This window comes from Apibacter sp. B3919 (assembly GCF_026537405.1).
In the GTDB taxonomy this organism is placed as follows: domain Bacteria; phylum Bacteroidota; class Bacteroidia; order Flavobacteriales; family Weeksellaceae; genus Apibacter.
This window is the reverse complement of record NZ_JAFNMG010000003.1, coordinates 218,269-239,703: the sequence shown is the minus strand read 5'-3', so window position 1 is coordinate 239,703 and position 21,435 is coordinate 218,269. Positions and strand designations below refer to the sequence as shown.

The 21,435-nt window shown below is 29.6% G+C and carries 18 protein-coding genes; 13 read left to right on the top strand and 5 right to left on the bottom strand.

The window, feature by feature from the left end; all coding sequences use genetic code 11:
* Window positions 1-537: 537 nt before the first annotated feature.
* From J3U20_RS07085 to J3U20_RS07070, 4 genes are all read left to right on the top strand, one after another.
* Window positions 538-1,284, top strand: coding sequence for a carboxymuconolactone decarboxylase family protein (locus tag J3U20_RS07085; RefSeq protein WP_160542558.1), 747 nt, complete (start codon window positions 538-540; stop codon window positions 1,282-1,284).
* 10 nt (window positions 1,285-1,294) lie between these two features.
* Window positions 1,295-2,356 (top strand): alpha/beta hydrolase, encoded by a 1,062-nt coding sequence (locus tag J3U20_RS07080; RefSeq protein ID WP_160542557.1) that lies wholly within the window; start codon window positions 1,295-1,297, stop codon window positions 2,354-2,356.
* Between the two features lie 100 nt (window positions 2,357-2,456).
* Window positions 2,457-2,903: a cupin domain-containing protein gene (locus tag J3U20_RS07075; RefSeq protein ID WP_160542556.1), complete on the top strand. Its 447-nt coding sequence runs from the start codon at window positions 2,457-2,459 to the stop codon at window positions 2,901-2,903.
* Window positions 2,904-4,404: 1,501 nt separating this feature from the next.
* Entirely contained in the window at window positions 4,405-6,675 is a 2,271-nt protein-coding gene (locus tag J3U20_RS07070; protein ID WP_160542555.1) for an aconitate hydratase, read from the top strand.
* Window positions 6,676-6,809: 134 nt separating this feature from the next.
* Here J3U20_RS07070 and uvrA read toward each other — a convergent pair whose 3' ends face one another.
* Both uvrA and J3U20_RS07060 read right to left on the bottom strand, forming a co-directional pair.
* A complete protein-coding gene (gene uvrA, locus J3U20_RS07065) occupies window positions 6,810-9,620 on the bottom strand; it encodes an excinuclease ABC subunit UvrA (protein WP_185150299.1) in 2,811 nt (936 codons plus the stop codon).
* Window positions 9,621-9,797: 177 nt separating this feature from the next.
* A complete protein-coding gene (locus J3U20_RS07060; RefSeq protein ID WP_105296398.1) occupies window positions 9,798-10,124 on the bottom strand; it encodes a YegP family protein in 327 nt (108 codons plus the stop codon).
* 590 nt (window positions 10,125-10,714) lie between these two features.
* Between J3U20_RS07060 and J3U20_RS07055 the strand changes: the two genes are divergently transcribed.
* The 8 genes from J3U20_RS07055 (at window position 10,715) to J3U20_RS07020 (ending at window position 17,762) form a co-directional block, all read left to right on the top strand.
* Entirely contained in the window at window positions 10,715-11,347 is a 633-nt protein-coding gene (locus J3U20_RS07055) for an O-methyltransferase (RefSeq protein WP_160542554.1), read from the top strand.
* Between the two features lie 10 nt (window positions 11,348-11,357).
* Window positions 11,358-12,128, top strand: coding sequence for a C40 family peptidase (locus J3U20_RS07050; protein ID WP_105296597.1), 771 nt, complete (start codon window positions 11,358-11,360; stop codon window positions 12,126-12,128).
* Complete coding sequence (locus J3U20_RS07045; RefSeq protein WP_160542553.1) at window positions 12,129-12,725, top strand: ribonuclease HII; 597 nt, start codon at window positions 12,129-12,131, stop codon at window positions 12,723-12,725.
* 86 nt (window positions 12,726-12,811) lie between these two features.
* The gene (locus J3U20_RS07040; RefSeq protein WP_160542587.1) at window positions 12,812-13,678 is read left to right on the top strand and encodes a decaprenyl-phosphate phosphoribosyltransferase; all 867 of its coding nucleotides are present in this window, start codon (window positions 12,812-12,814) and stop codon (window positions 13,676-13,678) included.
* 4 nt (window positions 13,679-13,682) lie between these two features.
* Window positions 13,683-15,008, top strand: a complete 1,326-nt coding sequence (locus tag J3U20_RS07035) for an FAD-binding oxidoreductase (RefSeq protein ID WP_160542552.1) — start codon at window positions 13,683-13,685, stop codon at window positions 15,006-15,008.
* Between the two features lie 593 nt (window positions 15,009-15,601).
* Window positions 15,602-16,402, top strand: coding sequence for a hypothetical protein (locus tag J3U20_RS07030; RefSeq protein ID WP_160542551.1), 801 nt, complete (start codon window positions 15,602-15,604; stop codon window positions 16,400-16,402).
* Window positions 16,399-17,127, top strand: a complete 729-nt coding sequence (locus tag J3U20_RS07025) for an SDR family NAD(P)-dependent oxidoreductase (RefSeq protein WP_160542550.1) — start codon at window positions 16,399-16,401, stop codon at window positions 17,125-17,127. The genes J3U20_RS07030 and J3U20_RS07025 overlap by 4 nt, the downstream gene beginning before the upstream one ends.
* A gap of 44 nt (window positions 17,128-17,171) precedes the next feature.
* Entirely contained in the window at window positions 17,172-17,762 is a 591-nt protein-coding gene (locus J3U20_RS07020; RefSeq protein WP_160542549.1) for an HAD-IB family hydrolase, read from the top strand.
* Window positions 17,763-17,830: 68 nt separating this feature from the next.
* On the opposite strand, the gene J3U20_RS07015 is transcribed toward J3U20_RS07020, so the two are convergent.
* The 3 genes from J3U20_RS07015 to tyrS all read right to left on the bottom strand — a co-directional run bounded on the left by J3U20_RS07015 (window position 17,831) and on the right by tyrS (window position 20,143).
* The gene (locus tag J3U20_RS07015) at window positions 17,831-18,256 is read right to left on the bottom strand and encodes a DUF6646 family protein (RefSeq protein WP_160542548.1); all 426 of its coding nucleotides are present in this window, start codon (window positions 18,254-18,256) and stop codon (window positions 17,831-17,833) included.
* 15 nt (window positions 18,257-18,271) lie between these two features.
* Complete coding sequence (locus tag J3U20_RS07010) at window positions 18,272-18,766, bottom strand: hypothetical protein (protein WP_160542547.1); 495 nt, start codon at window positions 18,764-18,766, stop codon at window positions 18,272-18,274.
* 78 nt (window positions 18,767-18,844) lie between these two features.
* Window positions 18,845-20,143, bottom strand: a complete 1,299-nt coding sequence (tyrS, locus tag J3U20_RS07005) for a tyrosine--tRNA ligase (protein WP_160542546.1) — start codon at window positions 20,141-20,143, stop codon at window positions 18,845-18,847.
* Between the two features lie 153 nt (window positions 20,144-20,296).
* Between tyrS and J3U20_RS07000 the strand changes: the two genes are divergently transcribed.
* Entirely contained in the window at window positions 20,297-21,367 is a 1,071-nt protein-coding gene (locus J3U20_RS07000; RefSeq protein WP_304505485.1) for a lipoate--protein ligase, read from the top strand.
* The last annotated feature ends 68 nt before the right edge of the window (window positions 21,368-21,435 follow it).

Here is a 21,435-nt window from a genome sequence, read left to right as displayed (position 1 = left end):
ATATAATATTAATCAAAAAGATGGATAAAAAATATTTAAATAAAGTGTTAGACTTAGTTTTGAATATAAAAACAGTATAAGTGGGCTGGAGATGGACACCGGATTAGTATTTAAATAGCTCTTTATTTTGCTATTTAAAATAGAAATTAAACTTGAGCATAATATCTAAGCACCAAATTATTTTATTGGTGCTTTTATTTTTTTAATAACTCTAATTTTTACATCTATAAGTACCTCCTCTCTTTTGAAAATCAATTCATTTTGAAATCAGTAATATTGGTAGAAATAGAGGTAATCAATATACAAATTAACGTGGTTTAAAATCAGAAATTTACATTAGCTCTATCAATGTTAATAAACAAGATTATCATTAAAATAATTTGTTTATGAAATAAAAAAAGTTTAAAAAAATACCATCGGTGTCTTTATCAACGATTTAAAAATTATAAAGGTATAATCATTGCAATTAGAGTATAGGTAGAGATGAAGCAATTAAATTTTAGAAGATTCTTGTTAACAACTGCATGTATTTAAAGGATGAAAATAATATATTATAAAACCATACTGTTTTTATTTATTGTCATTGGTATGGTTAGCCATCTTAAATCACAATATAACAATAAAATACAGGATCCTCTTTTGAATTCCAGGCAGCAGAGTATAATAATTATATCGAGCTATACAGCTAAAGGAGACTTATCTCAACTTAAAAAAGCATTAAATAATGGGCTTAACTCCGGTTTATCAGTAAATGAAATCAAAGAGATCTTGGTACATTTGTATGCCTATTGTGGATTTCCGCGAAGTATTCGGGGATTACAAACCTTTATGGAAGTGATTGAGGATCGTAAAAATCAAGGCATAAAAGATATAGATGGAAAAGATATTTCTCCCCTTAAAAGGAACGAAAACAAATATGAAAGAGGAAAAAAGATACTGGAAGAATTGACTAAAACCCAACAACCTGAAAAACTTAGTGGTTATTCAGCATTTGCTCCGATAATTGATACCTTTTTGAAAGAACATTTATTTGCCGATATTTTTGAAAGAGATATTCTTACTTATGCTGAAAGGGAATTAGTAACCATTTCAGTTATTAGTGCAATAGGAAAAGCAGAACCTATGCTTCGTTCCCATTTAAATATCTGTCTTAATGTAGGATGGTCTCCCCGACAACTTCAACAATTTACATCTATAATAAAAACAACTTTAAAAAGAAAAGAAGCTTCCTCTGTGCGAAAAATTGTAAATGAAATAGTTGAACAGCAAGAAAAAAATACATAACATTTTAATCATGAATAAATTAACCTCAATATTAGCTATTGCAACATCATTAGTAGGAGCTGATGCAATACAAGCACAATCGTCTCATAAAAACGATCAACAAAATCAGTTTACCTTAGTTTATGAAGGTGCGATCCAAAAAAATGAACAGGGAAAAGTAAATATACATCCGGTTACCTATAAATTACATGGAATTGAAATAGCGGCTAATGTTTATACCCCGGCCCATTATGATTCTTCAAAAAAATATCCGGCTGTAGTTGTAGCCCATCCTAACGGGGGAGTGAAAGAGCAAACTGCCGGACTTTATGCGCAAAAACTGGCAGAAGCAGGTTATATTACCATAGCTGCCGATGCTGCCTATCAAGGAGCCAGTGGGGGAGAGCCTCGTCATACGGATAATCCGGCCTATCGCACCGAAGATATTCATGGCATGGCAGATTACATTTCTCAATACCCCGGAGTTGACGCCAATCGTATCGGAGCTCTGGGTATTTGTGGGGGTGGTGGATACACTCTTAAGGCGGCTCAAACAGATAAAAGATTAAAAGCTATAGCCACTCTTAGTATGTTTAATTCGGGAGAAGTACGACGCAATGGATTCCAAAACTCACAAGTCAGTACGATTCAAGAACGTTTAAAACAAGCATCCGAGGCTCGAGCCCAAGAAGCATCCGGAGGAGAAATTTTGTATTCGGGAGTAGCTAGTGTTACAGATGAAGAGATTAATAAAACTCCTACGGATTTATATCGTGAAGGATTTGTATATTATTACAGAACTCATGCGCATCCCAATTCAACTTTTCTTTATACTACTAGTAGTCTTATATATTTAATGGCGTGGGATGCGACCGATCAAATAGAATTACTTAATCAGCCATTAGTAATGATTGCAGGAAGTAAAGCAGATACCAAATACATGACCGAAGAAGCTTTTTCTAAGGCTATTAATGCAAAAAATAAGGAGTTTTTCCAAATAGAAGGGGCAACTCATATACAAACCTATTGGAAGCCTGAATACGTATCTCAAGCAGTAAATAAATTAGTTGAGTTTTATAAGAAAAATCTTTAAAAAGTAGAGGATAAATCGTCGAGTTTTTTAAATTTAATAAACCATGAATCAAATTAGGAGCTCATTTTTTCAAGGAATACTTTTATGTACTTTATTATAAATGGCGTGTAGGAGTGCCCATCAAAGTAATAGATTGGAGGATGCACGGGAAGTGTCGGCGATTTTTCCTAAAGGAACTAAGGTTTCCAATGAGCATTTTACAGGAAACGTATGGTTAACATATTTAGCTCCATCCGATAGCGTTTATAATGTTGTAATTGGTTCTGTAAGTTTTGAGCCGGGAGCAAGAACTCATTGGCATTATCACCCAGGAGGCCAAATATTATTGATAACTGAAGGGGAAGGATGGTATCAAGAAAAAGGTAAGCCCGTTGAAATTATTAAAAAAGGAGACGTAATAAAATGTCCGCCTGCTATTGAGCATTGGCATGGAGCTTCAAAAGATCAGTCCATGACACATATTGCCATTGGAACTAATAGCAATTTAGGCGGGGCTGTGTGGCTTAGCCCGGTCACCGATAAAGAATATTTTAGCGGGGATTTTTAATTTAAAAGGTAATATTTTATATTCTAATCCATTTTATCGATAATACTATACTGCTGCTAGTTGTTAAAATATTCGAATAATAAAACCTATGTATACCCAAAAGTATGTTATCAAGTTCAGGATAATAATTTTAAATTTTTTTTGCGGTCTAAATAGGGTAACAATTATATGCTTCGAATAATATTACTACATCTGTTTACTTAAAAAAGGTTATAAAAAAACAAAACGATTGTATAGTAAAAATAGAAATCAATCATTATTAATTATATATAAGGTAAAATATTGTTTTAAATCTTAAGAATAAAGTTTTTTATAATCATTAATACAGCTGAAATATAAAATCTATATTAATGAAAAAATAAAGTTAAATCATAAATAACTGTTAGAATTGTAATAATATTTTTATAGATGAAGAACCATAGACAAGTTTAACCGTTTAAATGAATATATAATTTCAATTTTTAATATAATTGTAATAACAATTACAAAAATATATGGTAATATAATTTGCAATATATCTAAATATTATAAAATTATATGGTAATTGTTTTTTAATAATATTATATTTATCTAAATATAATATTATTCATTTTTGTTATTTTTTTAATTATCGAATAGTAAGAAATATCTTATTTATACATAAGTAATTAACTAAAATCCATATCTCTTTACATGTTTATTGAGATTTTTTAGATATGATTTATTTCATAAAAATATATTTTTTATCTGTAAATATATACTTGTAAAATAAATTTATGATGAATTATTTAAGCATTATAAGGAGTTTTAAGAAGATATTATAATTTATTAGAAATTCATAAATTTTAATTTTTAAAAATTTTATTATAAAAAAAAATTATAATTACGGGATTCCTCAATTTAATGTTACAATAATAGAATATCTTTGCTTCGTACAAATTTTATAATATTATTAAGCACCTATTGTTATATGTAAACAACTAATTAGTGTAGTTAAAGCTCTCTTTTTTTTTAAAAAAAAGGGAGCTTTTAATTGATAATCCATTTAAAATTTAATCGATTAAATTTATATTCTCATTATTTGTTTAAAGCTTTAAATTTATAGGTAAATAATTCCATTTATAATACTTGAATAATTTTAAACATATGTTAATAACAGCCTCTTTTTTTTATATTATAAATAGTTTTACAGAATATTTAATTAGTTGTATTTAAATATTAATAAATGTGTATAAATTGAATAAAAAAAACAAATTCTTATATCAAATAAATTTATATATAAAGAGCTTTATTTAATATAATACCTGTAATATATCTTAAAATTATTTAGAATCTTTATAAATATCTGTCAAAAAATTAAAACATCGTATATATTGATTTTAAAATTGTATATTTAAAAACCTAGCAGATAAATTTTCCTTTAAAAATACTTGTTTTATTAAAAGGCTGTCATTAAACAGCAATAGTAAAGTAAAATTTAAATGTTACATAAAATTAACAAAGCAAAAAATAAATTTACTATATGATTTTTGATTTAGATATGATAAAAGCGGTGTATAATCGCTTTCAGTTAAAGGTTGGAATGGCGCGAAAAGTAGTGGGGAGGCCTCTGACATATTCTGAAAAAATATTATATTCACATTTGTTTGATGGAAATCCATCTGAAGCATATAAAAGAGGAGAATCTTATGTAGATTTTGCACCGGATAGAGTAGCTATGCAGGATGCTACTGCACAAATGGCCTTATTACAATTTATGCAAGCCGGTAAAAAAAAGGTAGCGGTGCCGTCTACCGTTCATGCCGATCATTTAATTCAGGCCAGAGTTGGAGCCGATAAAGACTTGCAAGAGGCAATCAATAAAAATAACGAAGTATATAATTTTCTATCATCGGTTTCCAACAAATACAATATAGGATTTTGGAAACCCGGAGCGGGAATTATACATCAGGTGATTCTTGAAAATTATGCATTTCCGGGAGGAATGATGATAGGAACTGATTCACATACGCCGAATGCAGGTGGTTTAGGAATGGTTGCTATTGGAGTTGGAGGAGCTGATGCGGTCGACGTTATGGCGGGTATGTCTTGGGAATTAAAATTTCCAAAATTAATTGGAATTCATCTTAAAGGTAAACTTAATGGCTGGACAGCACCTAAAGATATCATATTGGAAGTAACAGGTCTTTTGACCGTAAAAGGAGGTACCGGATGTATCATAGAATACTTCGGAGAAGGAGCAGAATCATTATCGGCTACCGGAAAAGGAACTATCTGTAACATGGGAGCGGAAGTAGGAGCAACTACTTCAATATTTGCTTATGATGAAAATATGTCAAAGTATCTAAAAGCTACCGGACGTACAGAGATTGCAGACATTGCAGATAAAATTAAAGAGGAACTTCGTTCCGATAAAGAAGTTTATGAAAACCCGGAAAAATATTATGACCAGGTTGTTGAAATAGATTTAACTTCTTTAGAGCCTCATCTCAATGGTCCATTTTCTCCGGATATAGCAACACCTATATCTCGAATTAAAGAAGTAGCTGAAAAAAATGGATGGCCTTTAAAAGTAGATGTCGGATTAATAGGTTCTTGTACCAATTCTTCTTATGAGGATATTTCAAGAGCAGCCTCGATAGCGAAACAAGCAGCAGATAAAAAGATTAGTCCTAAAGCAGAATATACCATTACACCGGGATCGGAATTGGTACGTTATACCGTAGAAAGAGATGGATATTTAGCTGTTTTTGATAAAATTGGAGGCAGAGTCTTTGCAAATGCATGTGGACCATGTATTGGACAATGGGCTAGAGAAGGGGCAGAAAAACAACAAAAGAATACTATCGTGCATTCCTTCAATAGAAATTTTGCCAAAAGAGCAGATGGAAATCCTAATACATATGCTTTTGTAGCTTCTCCGGAATTAGTTACTGCATTGGCTATTGCAGGAGATCTAAGTTTTGATCCTAGAAAAGATAAATTAATAAACGATCTAGGAGAAGAGGTTATGTTGGACGAACCTCAAGGATTTGAGCTTCCACCGAGAGGATTTGAAGTAGATGATCCGGGATATCAAAAACCTGCCGAAGATGGTTCCGGAATACAGGTTCAAGTTTCACCTACTTCAGAAAGATTACAGTTGTTAGAAAGCTTCCCTGCATGGGACGGTAAAAATATTACCGGAATGAGATTGCTGATTAAAGCTTATGGAAAATGTACTACAGACCATATTTCTATGGCCGGACCTTGGTTAAAATACAGAGGGCATTTAGACAATATTTCAAATAATACTTTGATTGGTGCTGTAAATGCTTTTAATATGGAAACTAATAAAGTTAAGAATGAAGATACAGGAGAATATATGGCTGTTCCTGATTCGGCAAGAAAATATAAAGCAGATGGAGTTCCTACTATTGTTGTAGGAGATTATAATTATGGAGAAGGATCATCAAGAGAACATGCAGCTATGCAGCCTCGTCATTTAGGTGTAAGAGCTGTTTTGGTTAAATCCTTTGCAAGAATACATGAAACAAATTTAAAAAAGCAGGGGATGTTAGCTTTAACTTTTGCTAATCCCGAAGATTACGATAAAATTCAGGAAGATGATCTATTTAATTTTTTAGATTTAGATCAATTTGCTCCCGGAAAACCTATTACTATTGAATTAGTTCATTCTGATGGAACTAGAGAAAATATCATAGCTAATCATACTTATAATAATGGACAAATCGAATGGTTTAAGGCAGGTTCAGCATTAAATTTAATTAAGAAAAATGAGGGTAAGATCTAAAAAAATAAAAAAACAATCATAAAAAAACACCGGTTAATTCCGGTGTTTTTTCTTTTAATAATATAATGATTGATTACTGAAATTTTGTCATTATTAAATAAACATTTAAACGTGTAAACAAAGTGTACGTATCATTATTCGTTAAACTTTTCTTTTAAAAATTGTCCGGTATAAGATTCTTTACATTTAATAATTTCTTCAGGAGTGCCTTGAAAGACAATATTTCCTCCATTAATTCCGGCATCCGGTCCGATATCAACCAGATAATCTGCGCATTTGATGATATCCGGATGATGTTCAATAACCATTACACTGTGGCCTTTCTCAATTAATGCATTAAATGATTTTAGTAATTTATTTATGTCATCAAAATGCAAACCGGTACTTGGTTCATCAAAAATAAATAAGGTATTTTCGGAAGAATTACCTTTTACCAAAAATGAAGCTAATTTAATTCGTTGAGCTTCTCCTCCGGATAGTGTACCGGATGATTGTCCTAATTCTAAATAACCTAAGCCCACATCTTGTAAAGGTTGCAATTTGGTTGCAATTTTATCCTGATTGTGTTCGTTGAAAAAGGCTATGGCCTCATCAATGGTCATTTCTAAGACGTCAGCAATATTTTTACCTTCATATTTTACTTCCAAAACATCTTGCTTAAATCTTTTGCCATGACAGGTTTCGCATTCTAATTCAATATCTGCCATAAACTGCATTTCAACAGTTATAAATCCTTCTCCTAAACAAGTTTCACAACGTCCGCCCTCTACATTGAATGAAAAATGTTTCGGTTTGAAATTGTTAAGCTTACTTAGTTTTTGCTTGGAAAATAAATCGCGTATATCGTCAAAAGCTTTAACATAGGTGGCCGGGTTGGATCGAGAAGATTTTCCGATTGGATTTTGGTCAATCAGTTCTAGATGTTTAATTTCCTTCCAATTTCCCTTTAATTCGGAAAAATTACCGGGTTTATCACCGTTTATTCCCAATTTTCTTTGTAATGCAGGAGTTAAGATATTTTTCATTAAGGTACTTTTACCTGAACCGCTTACTCCTGTTATAACCGTTAAGCAGTGTAAGGGTAATTTAACATCAATGCCTTTTAAATTGTTTTGTCTGGCTCCTGTTATTTCAATAAATTCTTTAGTTTTTCTTCGAGTTTTAGGTATTTCAATTTTCTTTTCACCATTTAAATATTCGGCGGTTAATGTATGGGTTCGCATCATTTCCGAATAAGTGCCCGAAAATACGACATTCCCTCCCAAACTACCGGCTTTTGGTCCAATATCAACCAAATAATCGGCAGCTTTCATTATATCCTCATCATGTTCAACTACAACCACGGTATTTCCCAGATCTCTTAATTTTTCCAGAACAGTAATTAAGCGATTGGTATCTCTTCCATGTAGTCCGATACTAGGTTCATCTAAAATATAAATAGATCCTACTAAACTGCTTCCTAAAGAAGTTGCTAAATTAATTCGTTGAGATTCTCCCCCTGAGAGGGTATTAGAAGCTCGATTTAAAGTTAAATATCCTAAGCCAACGTCTAAAAGAAATTCAATTCTACTATTAATCTCAAAAAGTAATCGTTTAGCAATTTTTTGTTGATATTCATTAAGCGTTAAATTTTTTATTATGCCGTGTAATTGGTCAATAGGTAAATCAATCCAATCGTTAATCGAATATCCATTGATTTTAACGTAATTGGTTTCAGGTCGTAAACGTTTTCCTTTGCATTCCGGGCATATCGTTTTGCCTCTATATCTGGAAAGCATTACTCTGTATTGAATTTTATACGTATTTTCTTCAACCATTTTGAAGAAATGGTTTAGACAGGGAAAACTATGATCCCCTGTACCTTTCCATAAAATATCTTTTTGTTTATCTGTTAGTTCAAAATACGGTTTATGAATGGGAAAGTTGAGTTTAGATGATTTTTTAATAAAATCATCTTTCCATTCACTCATTTTTTCTCCTCTCCAAGCAACAACAGCATCTTCATATATGGATAAATTTTTGTTAGGAATTACCAGGTCTTCATCAATACCTAAAATTTTTCCATATCCTTCACAAACCGGACAAGCTCCATAAGGATTATTAAAGCTAAAAAAATGTATGGTAGGCTCCAAAAACTTAATTCCGTCCAGTTCAAATGCATTAGAAAAGGTTTTAATTTCTTGGGTTTCAACATTTTTAATGGAACAAGAGCCTTTGCCTTCGTAAAAAGCAATTTGAACACTATCAGCAAATCTTTGTAAGAATTCCTCATTATGTTCAACGGAAAAACGTTCAATAACTAAATTTATAGGGGTATTATTATCCGGAACAAATCCAAAACTTTCCAAATCCTCAATAGTAGCAATATTTCCACCAACTTCCAACCTGACATATCCTTGGCCTTTCAAAGTATTTAAAAATACTTTAAAATCTTTATCTACCGTAGTAATCGGAGCAGATAAGATGTATTTACCACCTTCCGCTAAAGAGAGTATATAATCGATAACATCTGTAACCTCATCTTTTTTTACTTCTTGTCCTGATACGGGCGAATAGGTTTTACCTACACGAGAAAACAATAGTCTTAAATAATCATAAATTTCAGTAGAAGTTCCTACGGTTGATCTAGGATTTCCTGAAATAACCTTTTGTTGAATGGCAATTGCCGGAGCAAGTCCCTTAATGTCATCTACTTGAGGTTTCTCTAATTTTCCTAAAAATTGCCGCGCATAGGAGCTTAGGCTTTCCACATATCGTCTTTGACCTTCTGCATATAAGGTATCAAAAGCCAGGGTAGATTTTCCACTTCCTGATACACCAGTTATTATGGTTAATTTATTTTTGGGAATGGAAACATCTATATTTCTAAGATTATGAAGATGTGCATTTTTTATGAAAACCACATCTTGATCTGGATGTGTTTTAATTTTATTATTTGTTTTCAAAAGTTTGTATTTGATTAGCTAAATTGAAAAGTAATGCTATTTTACTATAAATATAGTATATACAAAGGTAGGGAAATAAATAATTTTTTAAAAATGTAATTAGTATCGTATTAATTATAAAAAAAAACCATCCAGCGGATGGTTTTTTCATTTTTTGATAACAATTTATGGAATCTATTATTTTGACAAGTCAACTGTTTCGGATACAGGTGCAGTTTTCATTACTGTTCTTATACCGTTTTTAGCATCGGTTTCAGAATCAAAATAAGAACTGGTCCCTACTAATTGTCCGTTTCCGGATTTTAAACTAAACATCCATTTTTTATTGGAAGCTTGTTTCACTTCAAAACGATCTTCATTTTTGGAATTTCTTTTTACTGAACTGATTCCTTTTTGACAATTTGTTTTTTGTGTATATCCATCACTTTCAAGAATAATTTGACCATTTTTTTCTTTTAATCTAAAGAAAAAAGCTCCTTCTTTGTCTTTGAAAATTTCAAACATATTGTTATACTATTTAGTGTTAATATGGCATAAGGTAGGAAAAAATCATGCCATTATTTTATAAACAAAACTATTCTGTATTTTTTAACAATAGATAAAAAATGTGATAATTTCATAGGATAGGCTAAAATAAAGGATTGTAGCTTATTTTGAATAAAATTTATAATTTAAATTTTAACATTTTTTAAGATAATTTTTACAATGATGTACACAAAATTGTATACTGACATTTTTGCATTTTTCACCAGTTGCATGCAATTTTATATGATTTTAGTTTATCTTATATATACTTATAATGGTTATATTTTTTCTTTGTAACTTTTATGTGTATAAAAATATTGTATTTTCTCAATTATGTTATACTGTTAAAAAGTTATTATAATTTATGTTATTAAATTCATTAAAAATATGTGTAATTAAATTTCTGATAAAAAAAATTTGTTTATAATTTGCTTTATAGAAGACATTTTATATAATAGAATGTAAATGTTATTAAGTTTAAATGTCCTAATTATTAGTTAGATATAATGCCATTTAATGGTAACGATTTTTTAGAAACGAATTATATTTGTAAAGAATAATATAAAATAATGGAGATAACCCCTTTACTTGAAGATTATATAGAAAAAAATAGTACAGAAGAACCGACTTTATTAAAAGAATTAAGGAGAGAAACGTATTTAAAAACGACGCAACCACATATGTTGTCCGGTTTATTGCAAGGAAGACTGTTAAGTATGATTTCGAAATTAATTTCTCCTCATTTAATAGTTGAAATAGGAACATTTACAGGATATTCAACATTATGTTTAGCTGAAGGACTTTCAGAGTCCGGTAAAATAATTACAGTAGATAATAATCGCGAAACGGCATATATACCAAAAAAATACTTTTTAAAATCTGAATACTCTCAAAAAATTCATTTTATTTTGGATGATGCTATAAATGTTTTACAAGAAATTAATCAGGAAATTGATATGGTTTTTCTGGATGCCGATAAAAAGAATTATAGTAAGTATGTTGAGATAGTTAAGCCAAAGTTGCGTTCAGGGGGAATAATAATAGCAGATAATATTTTATGGAAGGGAAAGGTTGTCGAAGATTTTAAAGATAAAAAAACGGAAAGTATAAGGGAATTCAATTCTTTTATAAGATCAGATTCATCACTAGAAGTGCTAATTTTACCTATCAGAGATGGTATAAGTATTGTTAGAAAAAAATAAATTTGCATTTATGAGTAAATCTATTTGCCAGGTAAGTGTTGCCCCAGTACGAAAAGAACCGTCTGATTCTTCAGAAATGGTTACTCAATTGTTGTTTGGAGAGCTATGTGAGATTTTAGAAGTGAAACAACAATGGGTTAAAATTAAAATTTATTTTGATGGTTATGAAGGATGGGTAGATTATAAACAGGTTTCCATTCTCAGTGAAATAGAATTTGCTAATTTTTCTCAAGATCATTCATATATATCTGAGCCTTTCAGCTTATTAATTTTAAATAATCAACCTTTTCCGGTTACCATTGGTGCAGAGGTTCACGGTGCAATTGAAAATAGTGTTTTTAAATTAGCTCCCGATAAACATTTTTTTATTGATGAAACTTTGTTAAAAGGAAAACAAAAAAAAGATCAAATTTTAGAATTGGCTTTTAAATACATAAATACTCCCTATTTGTGGGGTGGAAAAACAACCTATGGTATTGATTGCAGTGGCTTGGTGCAAATGGTTTATAAATTAGCCGGGTATAAATTACCAAGAGATGCCGGTCAACAAGCATTAGAAGGGCAAGTATTAAGTTTTATAGAAGAAGCAGAACCGGGAGATCTTGCTTTTTTTGAAAATCAGGATGGAAAAATTATACACGTTGGGTTTATACTTCCTGATCAGAAAATTCTACATGCCCACGGAAAAGTGCGCATTGACAATTTAGATTATACAGGAATATTTAATTCAGATCTTAATAAATACACGCATCAGTTGCGTTTTATCAGAAGAATATTCTAAATGAAATTAAAATATTCAAAATATAAATTTGAAGTTGCACTGGATGAAGTAGGAAGAGGTTGTTTGGCCGGTCCTGTAGTTGCAGCAGCAGTCGTGCTTCCTGAAGATTTTTTTAATGAAGAAATCAATGATTCCAAACAGCTAAGTGAAAGGAAAAGAAAAGAATTAGATAGTATTATTAGACAAAATGCAATTGATTATGCAATTGCAGAAGTTTCACCACAAAAAATTGATGAAATTAATATTTTAAATGCCAGCTTTTTAGCTATGCATTTAGCTGTGGATAAATTAAAAGTTCAACCGGAATTTTTATTAGTTGATGGAAATAGATTCCATAGATATAAAGAAATACCACATTTTTGTGCTATAAAGGGTGATGCTAATTATATGAATATAGCTGCTGCATCCATTTTGGCTAAAAATCACAGAGATTTTATAATGGATAAATTCCATGAAGAATTTCCTGATTATTTATGGAAAAAGAACAAGGGATACCCAACGACTGCTCATAGACAAGCAATAAAAAAATATGGAATTACTTATCTTCATAGAAAGACTTTTAAACTGTTAGATGAACAATTATCCTTAAATTTTTGAATTAGAAAACTATTAGCTAATTCCTTTGAATATATAATTGACATAAATGTTATATCTTTACATCTTATAAATTCAAGGTCATACTAATAGTGGATTATTTAAGGTTAATAAGGATCAAGCAATGGCTTAAAAATGTCTTTGTATTTCTTCCTATTTTTTTTGCGGGAAAATTATTGGATTTACATTTAGTATTAAATTCAATATTGGCTTTTTTCTCTTTTTCCTTTATTGCAAGTTCAATATATATTATTAACGATTATACAGATATCGAAAAAGATAAATTACATCCCCAAAAAAAATACAGGCCTTTAGCCGCCAGAAAAATAAAATTGAATCATGCTTTAATCATTTGTCTTCTTTTAATTTTTGCTGCTTATTTTGTAGGTTATACTATTCATTCCTGGGGAGTGATTTTAATTATAACAGTTTACTTAGTAATGAATTTAGCTTATAGCTTTAATTTAAAACATATCGCTATTATTGATGTATCAATTATTGCTATAGGTTTTTTACTAAGAATTTATATGGGGGGATTTGCAACTAATTTACCCATATCAGTTTGGGCTGTATTAATTACATTTTTCTTGGCATTAGTAATGGCTCTTGGAAAAAGAAGAGGTGAATTAATTAACGTTCAATTGACAGGTCAAACTAGGAAAGCTTTAGACGGGTATAATCTCCAATTTATAGATATTGCAATTACGATGGTTTCTACCTCTTTTGTCGTTTGTTATATTATGTATACCTTAGACCCTGTAATAAAAATGAACTTCCATTATTACATTGTGTATACTTCTTTGTTTGCAGTAATTGGTATTCTAAGATATTTACAATTAACTTTTGTATATAATAAAACAGAATCTCCTACCAAGATGATTTACAGAGACCTATTTCTCCAAATAGACTTAGCAATTTGGATCGTGATGATTTTTATACTAAAATATTTAAATTAAAAAGATGAGTGAAATTGAAAATAAAATAAATATAACTAATTGGGGGAAATATCCGGTAGTTAAAACTAATTTTCATATAACATCTGACGTAAAAGAAATAGTAAATATAATAAAAAATAGTACTTCAATTATTGCAAGGGGAAACGGAAGGTCTTATGGCGATAATTCGTTAAACAGCGATCATATTTTATCTACTCTGCGATTAAATAAATTTTTATCCTTTGATAGAGAAAATGGTATTTTTGAATGTGAATCCGGAGTTATTTTGTCTGATATTCTTGATGTAATTGTTCCGGAAGGTTATTTTTTACCTGTAACACCGGGTACTAAATTAATTACGGTTGGAGGAGCCATAGGATCTGATGTTCATGGAAAAAATAATCATTCAGAAGGTTGTTTTGGGGATTATTTGATTGATTTCAAAATAATCACCCAAGATGGAGAAATAAAAAAATGCTCCCGTGAGGAAAATTCCGATTTATTTTGGAATACCATTGGAGGTATGGGATTAACCGGTATCATCATTTCTGCTAAATTTACTTTAAAAAGAATACAGACAGCTTATATTAAACAAAAAGTTTTAAAAGCTGAAAACCTTGAGGAAATTTTTAAATTTTTTGAGGAAAGTGAAAATTGGACGTATAGTGTAGCATGGATTGATTGCCTACAAAAAGGCAAACAAATGGGAAGATCAATATTAATGGTGGGTGAACATGCAAAGTTATCTGAGTTACCCACTCAATGGAAAGAAAATCCATTACAAACTAAGAAAAAATTAAAATTAAATGTTCCTTTTGATTTTCCGTCATTTGTGTTGAATACATGGTTTGTTAAGGCTTTTAATTTTTTATATTATTTAAAACAAAGAAAAAAAATCATAAGTAATGTAGTAGACTATGATACATTTTTCTACCCTTTAGATGCGATCAACAATTGGAACAGAATTTATGGTAAAAATGGGTTTATTCAATATCAATTTATAATACCTAAAAAGGTTGGTAAAGAGGGAATGACGGAGATTTTAAAAACCATAGCAAAAAGTGGCCAAGGTTCATTCCTTGCAGTTTTAAAATTATATAAAAAAGGAAATATAAATGCTCATAATTCATTTCCTATTGACGGATACAGTTTAGCATTGGATTTTAAAATCAATAAAAAATTACCATTTCTAGTTAAGGAATTAGATGAAATAGTTGAATATTATGGGGGAAGGATTTATTTGGCCAAAGATTCCATGTCCAAAAAATCACTTATAGATTATGTCAAAGTTCCCGAAACGGATAAATTTGATTCCTTACAAAGAAAAAGAATTACCAATTATTTATCTTGATAATGGTGGATTATAAGAAAGTTAAATATTGGATTCTCATCATAATTACATTAATAAGTATTGCTTTATTACCTTTGTTTTTGCCGTTTGGTGGGATAACACCTGATTCATTATCTTATTTTAAGATTGCAAAGGATATACCCAATGGTAAAAGTAATTTGTTTCCTATCGGATATCCAATAGTTTTAAGGATTGGATATTTTTTTACAAATGAGTTTTATTTTAGTTCTCGAATTATTAGTTGCCTAAGTTTTGCTGTTATAATTGGCTTCTCATATTTAAAAAAATTTTATTTTAAGGAGACGGTTTTACTGGTTACTTTTAAATTTATTATTTCTCTCTATATTCTTTCTATTTCTGAAAGTATTTTCTTAACACTTTTTTATATTTTAATCTTTTATTTAAATAAATTATTGACAGAAAACAAGTTAAAATTTAAAATTATTTATCCGGCAGTTATCTTAACTGTATTTTTAACTTTAGTACGATATACAGGCTTATATATTTTTATAGCAATAATAATTTACTTTATATGTTATACAATTAAATATAAGCTCTTCGATAAACTTATATATAAAAATTATTTTTATTATTTGTTATTTTCATCTTTAGGAATAGGTATATATTTAATCTATAATTACCTGGAATTTGGAAGTTTTTTTGGCGAGCATATAAGATCATCTCCCTCATTAGATAGCCTATGGAAACATACATTAGATAATTTATTAGGTGTTGTAAATGTTGTTAATCCTATATTTTCAATTAAAATACTGGAACCGGCGTCGGTAATAATTTTTTTAATGATAGGTATATTGTTAATTGATTTATTCTTTCTAATATCCTATATATGGTTTTATCGAATGCCTTTTAAAGGTAAGGTTACCACATTTCATCAATTATTACTGACTATAGGATGTGTATATCTCATTTTAATGTTTATTTCAGAATTTACACAAGGAATAGAATCATTAAACACAAGAATGTTGGCCCCGGCATCTTTTTGTTTTTGTTTTTCATTTTTAATATTATTTTTTAAAACTTATTCCAACAAATTGCATTATATTTTTATGTTAAGTATTTTATCGTTAGCAATAAATATAATATATCAACTGAAATCGCCTGTAAATTACCTTTCTTATAGATCAAAAGTGATAAAAATTTTAAAAGAAAGAAAAAATCTAAAATATTTTTTAAATGATACGGGTAACGATCATGTTTCCATATATAAAATTCCATTACTTAATAAAAAATTTGAATACTTTCATCCTTATTTACAATCAGGTTATATAAATTCTAATATTGTAAGATCAATTAATCCTGATATCCAAACCATTCAAAAAGATAATTCAATTACGAATAAAAGTTTAATATTATACAATTCTGAAATAAAATGATAATTCTAGGAGCAACTTCAGATATTTCTCAAGCATTTATTAATAAATTATTATCTGAAAATATAAACAGATATACCAAAATATATTTAATAACGTCAAACCCGGAAGAAACCCAACGATTATCAAAGCATATTTTAATTAAGTTTAAACAAGATTCCGAAATTATAAATTTTGATTTAACTAAAGATGTTGATTATTCTGTATTTGATTCTATTGATTCGGATTTGTTATTTTGTGCAATAGGTTTTTTAGGAAAAAATACAGAAGAGGGATTATATGATGAAAATAATACACAAAGAATTCTTGAAATAAATTATTCTAAACTTGTACCATTAGTAAATTATTTTGCTCAAAAATTTGAAAATAAAAAATCAGGAACTATCATCGGATTATCATCTGTTGCCGGACTTCGGGGTAGGCAAAGTAATTTTATTTACGGGAGTTCGAAAGCCGGATTTATGGTTTATTTAGATGGTTTGCGTAATTATCTTTATCATAAAAATGTTCATGTTATGACTGTTCTTCCTGGATTTATGGATACCAAAATGACTTTGGGAATGGCTTTACCTAAACTCCTAACCGCTTCACCACAACAAGCCGCAGACATTATTTATACAGCATATAAGAAGAAAAAAAATAAAATATATATAACGGGCATCTGGAGATATATAATGCTAGTTGTAAGGAATATTCCGGAATTTATATTTAAAAAATTAAAGATGTAATATAATACACTTTTAAAACAAATGCTAAACAAATCATATTTTCAATGGATGAAAAAAAATTATATCTTTTTGACTTTGATGGAACGTTAACAAACAAAGATACTTTATTTGATTTTTTACAATTTTCTTTTCCTCATAAATACAAAAAAGTCTTTATTAAATTTATTCCTTTATTTATATTGGTAAGATTTAAAATATTCGATGCAGGAAAAATTAAGCAAAAATTTATCTCTCAATTTTTAAAAGGTAAAACACGTTCAGAATTAGAAGAATTTGCTCAATATTATTTTGAAAGTAGGAAAAATACTATTATCAGGCCCAAGGCATTGGAATACATAAGAGCGTTATCAAGAGAACCCAATAAATATATCGTCACAGCTTCCTTAGATCTATGGGTTAAACCTTTCGCAAAATATTTAGGATTACGTTTGATCTCTACAGAGGCAGAATATATTTATGGAGTATTTACCGGTAAATTTGCTACACCTAATTGTAATTATAAACAGAAAGTAGTTAGAATAATTAGTGAAATACAATTAGCCCATTATTCCAAAATATACGCATTTGGAGATAGTAAAGGAGATAAAAATATGTTAGAACTTGCGACAGATCCTTTTTATCTTCATTTTGAATAAAAATGTAGAAAGTTCAGAAAAAAATCTACTAGTAAAATTCCTGATTTAATCCGATATGCTGAATATTTTTATAAGTTTATAGTAACTCCAATAGAACCATGGCTGCCTAGCTCTGCAAATGCACCAAATTTATCATCGAAGAAATAACGATACCCAATATGTGCACCTATACCAAAACCGTCATTTCTTCCTCCTATATTTATTCCGGGATATAAGTCCATAGTATGAGGAAGATCTAAGAGATCATTTAAATGAAAATTAGCCCGTCCATAAATAAAAAAATTATCATCATCGGCACTCCAATAAAAATCGGTACCCCCACCAATGGAAAGCCAATCCATTACTCCGTAATCATAAGTAGCAGTAATTCCGGTTCCATATCCGAAAGCATTAATTCCTAACTGTACTTTTTGGTCTCCAATACCTCTAAAACTCTGAGCATGGGTAAAAGAAATCAGCCCTAAAAAATAAAAAAGTACTATTAATTTTTTCATTATATATGGTTCAGGTTATTCGTCTATTTCTAAGATATCGTTGATAAATGAGCAAGATACTTTAAATCGTAAGGGTTCTTCTTGAGTAATAAAATCTTCACAATAGCCTTGCCATATAAGCTTTAAATTACCCTGTTCATCTTTACCGAATTTCAATTCATTATTGTCAGTTTCCAAATCCTCTTCATCATTTAAATTCAGATTTGTATAGTATAATTCTTCTACTTCGCCATTTTCATTTTCTTTTTCTTCATACGAAGGTATTTGAAATGATTTTCCGCAAAGTTGCTGTATAGTTTTTACTGGAATTTCGAAGTCTTCAATGGAAAAAGACACTTGCGGGTATTCATTTTGATATGAGTCTTCTTCTACGTGATCTAAATCATCATCTGATTCTATTTCAACTACTAATGTATTTTTCTTGTTAAGAAAAACAACCTTACAAAAACATTTCCTGATGTGATACACTAAGGTTTCATCAGGATGATAAAACTTAATAAGCCCTTTCATCTATTTGTTATATAACGTGTTGCAAAAATATATATTGTGTTATTTTATAAAATTTATTTACTTAAAATAAAAACTATTTTATTCAATTCCTTTAAGGATAAAATATGATTTTTTTCCTCTTTGAAGTAAAACGTATTTTCCTTGAATTAAATTTGATTCATTAATAATAAAATCATCGTTAACTTTTTCTTGATTAACAGAAATTGATTTTTCCTTAAGAGCTCTTTTAGCTTCATTTTTTGAAGATAAAAAACCGCTTATTTCTGATAATGCATCAAGAATTGAAATTCCGTTTTTAAGAATATTTAAAGAAACTTCTTTTTGCGGAACTCCTTCGAATAAAGATAAAAAAGTAGTTTCATCTAAAGATAGGAAATCTTCCTTAGTTGATTTTCCAAACAAAATAGAGGAAGCTTTTATGACCTTATCCGTTTCTTCCTTACCATGAACCCAACGGGTAACTTCTTCAGCTAATTTTTTTTGTAAAATCCTAAGGGATGGGTTTTCATTATGATTTCTAATTAATGATTCAATTTCATCCTTGGAGAGGAAAGTATAAATTTTTATATATTTTTCAGCATCAATATCTGTTATATTTAACCAGAATTGATAAAATTTAAATACGGAAGTTCTATTTACATCTAACCAAACATTTTCACCTCCCTCACTTTTACCGAATTTAGTACCATTAGCCTTTGTAGTTAGTGGACATGTTAAAGCAAAAGCTTCTTCACCGATTTTTTTTCTAATGAGCTCAGTTCCTGTAGTCAAATTTCCCCACTGGTCTGAACCACCCATTTGAAGTTTAACTCCTTTTTCTTTGTATAAATGATAAAAATCAAAACCTTGTAAAAGTTGATATGTAAATTCTGTAAAAGACATACCCTCTTGATATTCGCCGTTTAATCTTTTTTTAACGGAATCTTTAGCCATCATATAATTAACGGTTATGTGCTTTCCAATATCACGGGCAAAGTCTAAAAAAGTAACATCTTTCATCCAGTCATAATTATTAACCAGTATGGCAGAATTTGACTTGTTACTATCAAAGTCTAAAAATCGTTCTAATTGAGATTTTATTCCTAAAATGTGCTTTTGTAAAGTTTCACTATCCAATAAATTACGCTCTGCGCTTTTTCCGGATGGATCGCCGATCATACCTGTGGAACCACCCACTAAAGCAACAGGCTTATGACCATGTCTTTGAAAATGAACTAAAAGTAAGATAGGCACCAGGCTTCCTACATGAAGAGAATCTGCAGTCGGATCAAAACCAATATAACCCAGCGTCATTTCCGTATTTAATTGTTCTTCTGTTCCCGGGATTATATTATGAATTAATCCCCTCCAAGTTAACTCTTCAATAAAAGAATTCATATGTTAGATTTTTCAACAGGCAAATTTATAATTTTTCGATGAATATGTTCCATTTATAAGCATAAATTATACTTTTTTTACGGTTTTAACTAAACAAATTAAATATATATTATAATATTTAATATCACATTGGTTTACTTATAATGAATACCCATGAGCCGCTGTATATTCAGAAAAGAAGGCGTAAAAACTATTTATTGTATTTTTGATCCAAAAAAAATGAGAATGTTATTTGTAGATAATAAAAACAATTACAATCCCGAAATTAATTTAGCTATTGAAGAGTATCTTGTAATGAACTTGCCAATTGAGGAAGATTCATATCTTCTTTTCTATATAAATGATCCCTCCATAATCATAGGAAAACACCAAAACACTATAGAAGAAATCAATACAGAATATGTAGAAGAAAAAAACATAAAAGTAGTTAGGAGGTTATCGGGAGGAGGAGCTGTATTTCACGATAGGGGTAATTTAAATTTTAGTTTTATTACCAAAAATGATGGTAATAGTTTTTCAAATTATCAAAAATATTTACATCCGGTACTTGAAGCGTTGAAGCAAATGGGAGTCAATGCAGAAATTAAGGGAAGGAATGATATAGTAGTGGAAGGAAAGAAAATAAGCGGAAATGCTCAATTTGCCACTAACAAAAGAATGTTTACCCATGGAACACTATTATTCAATAGCAACATGGATGAAGTTGTTAACTCTTTAAAGGTAAGAAAAGATAAAATTGAATCGAAAGGAATTAAATCAATCAGAAGCAGAGTAGCCAATATATCTGATTTTGTCACAACAGATTTAACCATAGAAGAATTTAGAGATAAATTACTACTTTCAATTTTTAATGTAGATAAAACAGAAGATGTCAATAAATATGAATTGACGGAAAAAGATTGGGAACAAATAAATAAAATTTCACATCAAAGATATTCAAATTGGGATTGGAATTACGGACGTTCTCCTAAATTTTATATGGAAAGAAGTCAACGGTTTCCAATAGGTTCCATTGATTTAAAATTAAATGTCGAAGAAGGAAACATTACTGCAATTAAAATATACGGAGATTTTTTCGGAGTGGGAGACCTAGAAGATATAGAGAACAGATTATTAGGACAAAAATACACAAAAGCTTCCGTTGCCGATTCATTAAAAGATATTGATCTATCAACATATTTTGGGAAAATCACACTTGATGAATTTCTTACCTTAATATATTGATAAGTCGGTAATCTTAGAGTAATTAATAATTCTATATATTTTGACTCAATTATTTATCCAATTCAGGA

Coding starts and splice junctions, on each gene's coding strand:
- J3U20_RS07000 (WP_304505485.1), top strand. CDS start 20,297: ATGAGCCGCTGTATATTCAGAAAAGAAGGCGTAAAAACTATTTATTGT.
- J3U20_RS07025 (WP_160542550.1), top strand. CDS start 16,399: ATGATAATTCTAGGAGCAACTTCAGATATTTCTCAAGCATTTATTAAT.
- J3U20_RS07050 (WP_105296597.1), top strand. CDS start 11,358: ATGAGTAAATCTATTTGCCAGGTAAGTGTTGCCCCAGTACGAAAAGAA.
- J3U20_RS07015 (WP_160542548.1), bottom strand. CDS start 18,256: ATGAAAAAATTAATAGTACTTTTTTATTTTTTAGGGCTGATTTCTTTT.
- J3U20_RS07060 (WP_105296398.1), bottom strand. CDS start 10,124: ATGTTTGAAATTTTCAAAGACAAAGAAGGAGCTTTTTTCTTTAGATTA.
- J3U20_RS07055 (WP_160542554.1), top strand. CDS start 10,715: ATGGAGATAACCCCTTTACTTGAAGATTATATAGAAAAAAATAGTACA.
- tyrS (WP_160542546.1), bottom strand. CDS start 20,143: ATGAATTCTTTTATTGAAGAGTTAACTTGGAGGGGATTAATTCATAAT.
- J3U20_RS07070 (WP_160542555.1), top strand. CDS start 4,405: ATGATTTTTGATTTAGATATGATAAAAGCGGTGTATAATCGCTTTCAG.
- J3U20_RS07075 (WP_160542556.1), top strand. CDS start 2,457: ATGGCGTGTAGGAGTGCCCATCAAAGTAATAGATTGGAGGATGCACGG.
- J3U20_RS07045 (WP_160542553.1), top strand. CDS start 12,129: ATGAAATTAAAATATTCAAAATATAAATTTGAAGTTGCACTGGATGAA.
- J3U20_RS07020 (WP_160542549.1), top strand. CDS start 17,172: ATGGATGAAAAAAAATTATATCTTTTTGACTTTGATGGAACGTTAACA.
- J3U20_RS07035 (WP_160542552.1), top strand. CDS start 13,683: ATGAGTGAAATTGAAAATAAAATAAATATAACTAATTGGGGGAAATAT.
- J3U20_RS07080 (WP_160542557.1), top strand. CDS start 1,295: ATGAATAAATTAACCTCAATATTAGCTATTGCAACATCATTAGTAGGA.
- J3U20_RS07010 (WP_160542547.1), bottom strand. CDS start 18,766: ATGAAAGGGCTTATTAAGTTTTATCATCCTGATGAAACCTTAGTGTAT.
- J3U20_RS07085 (WP_160542558.1), top strand. CDS start 538: ATGAAAATAATATATTATAAAACCATACTGTTTTTATTTATTGTCATT.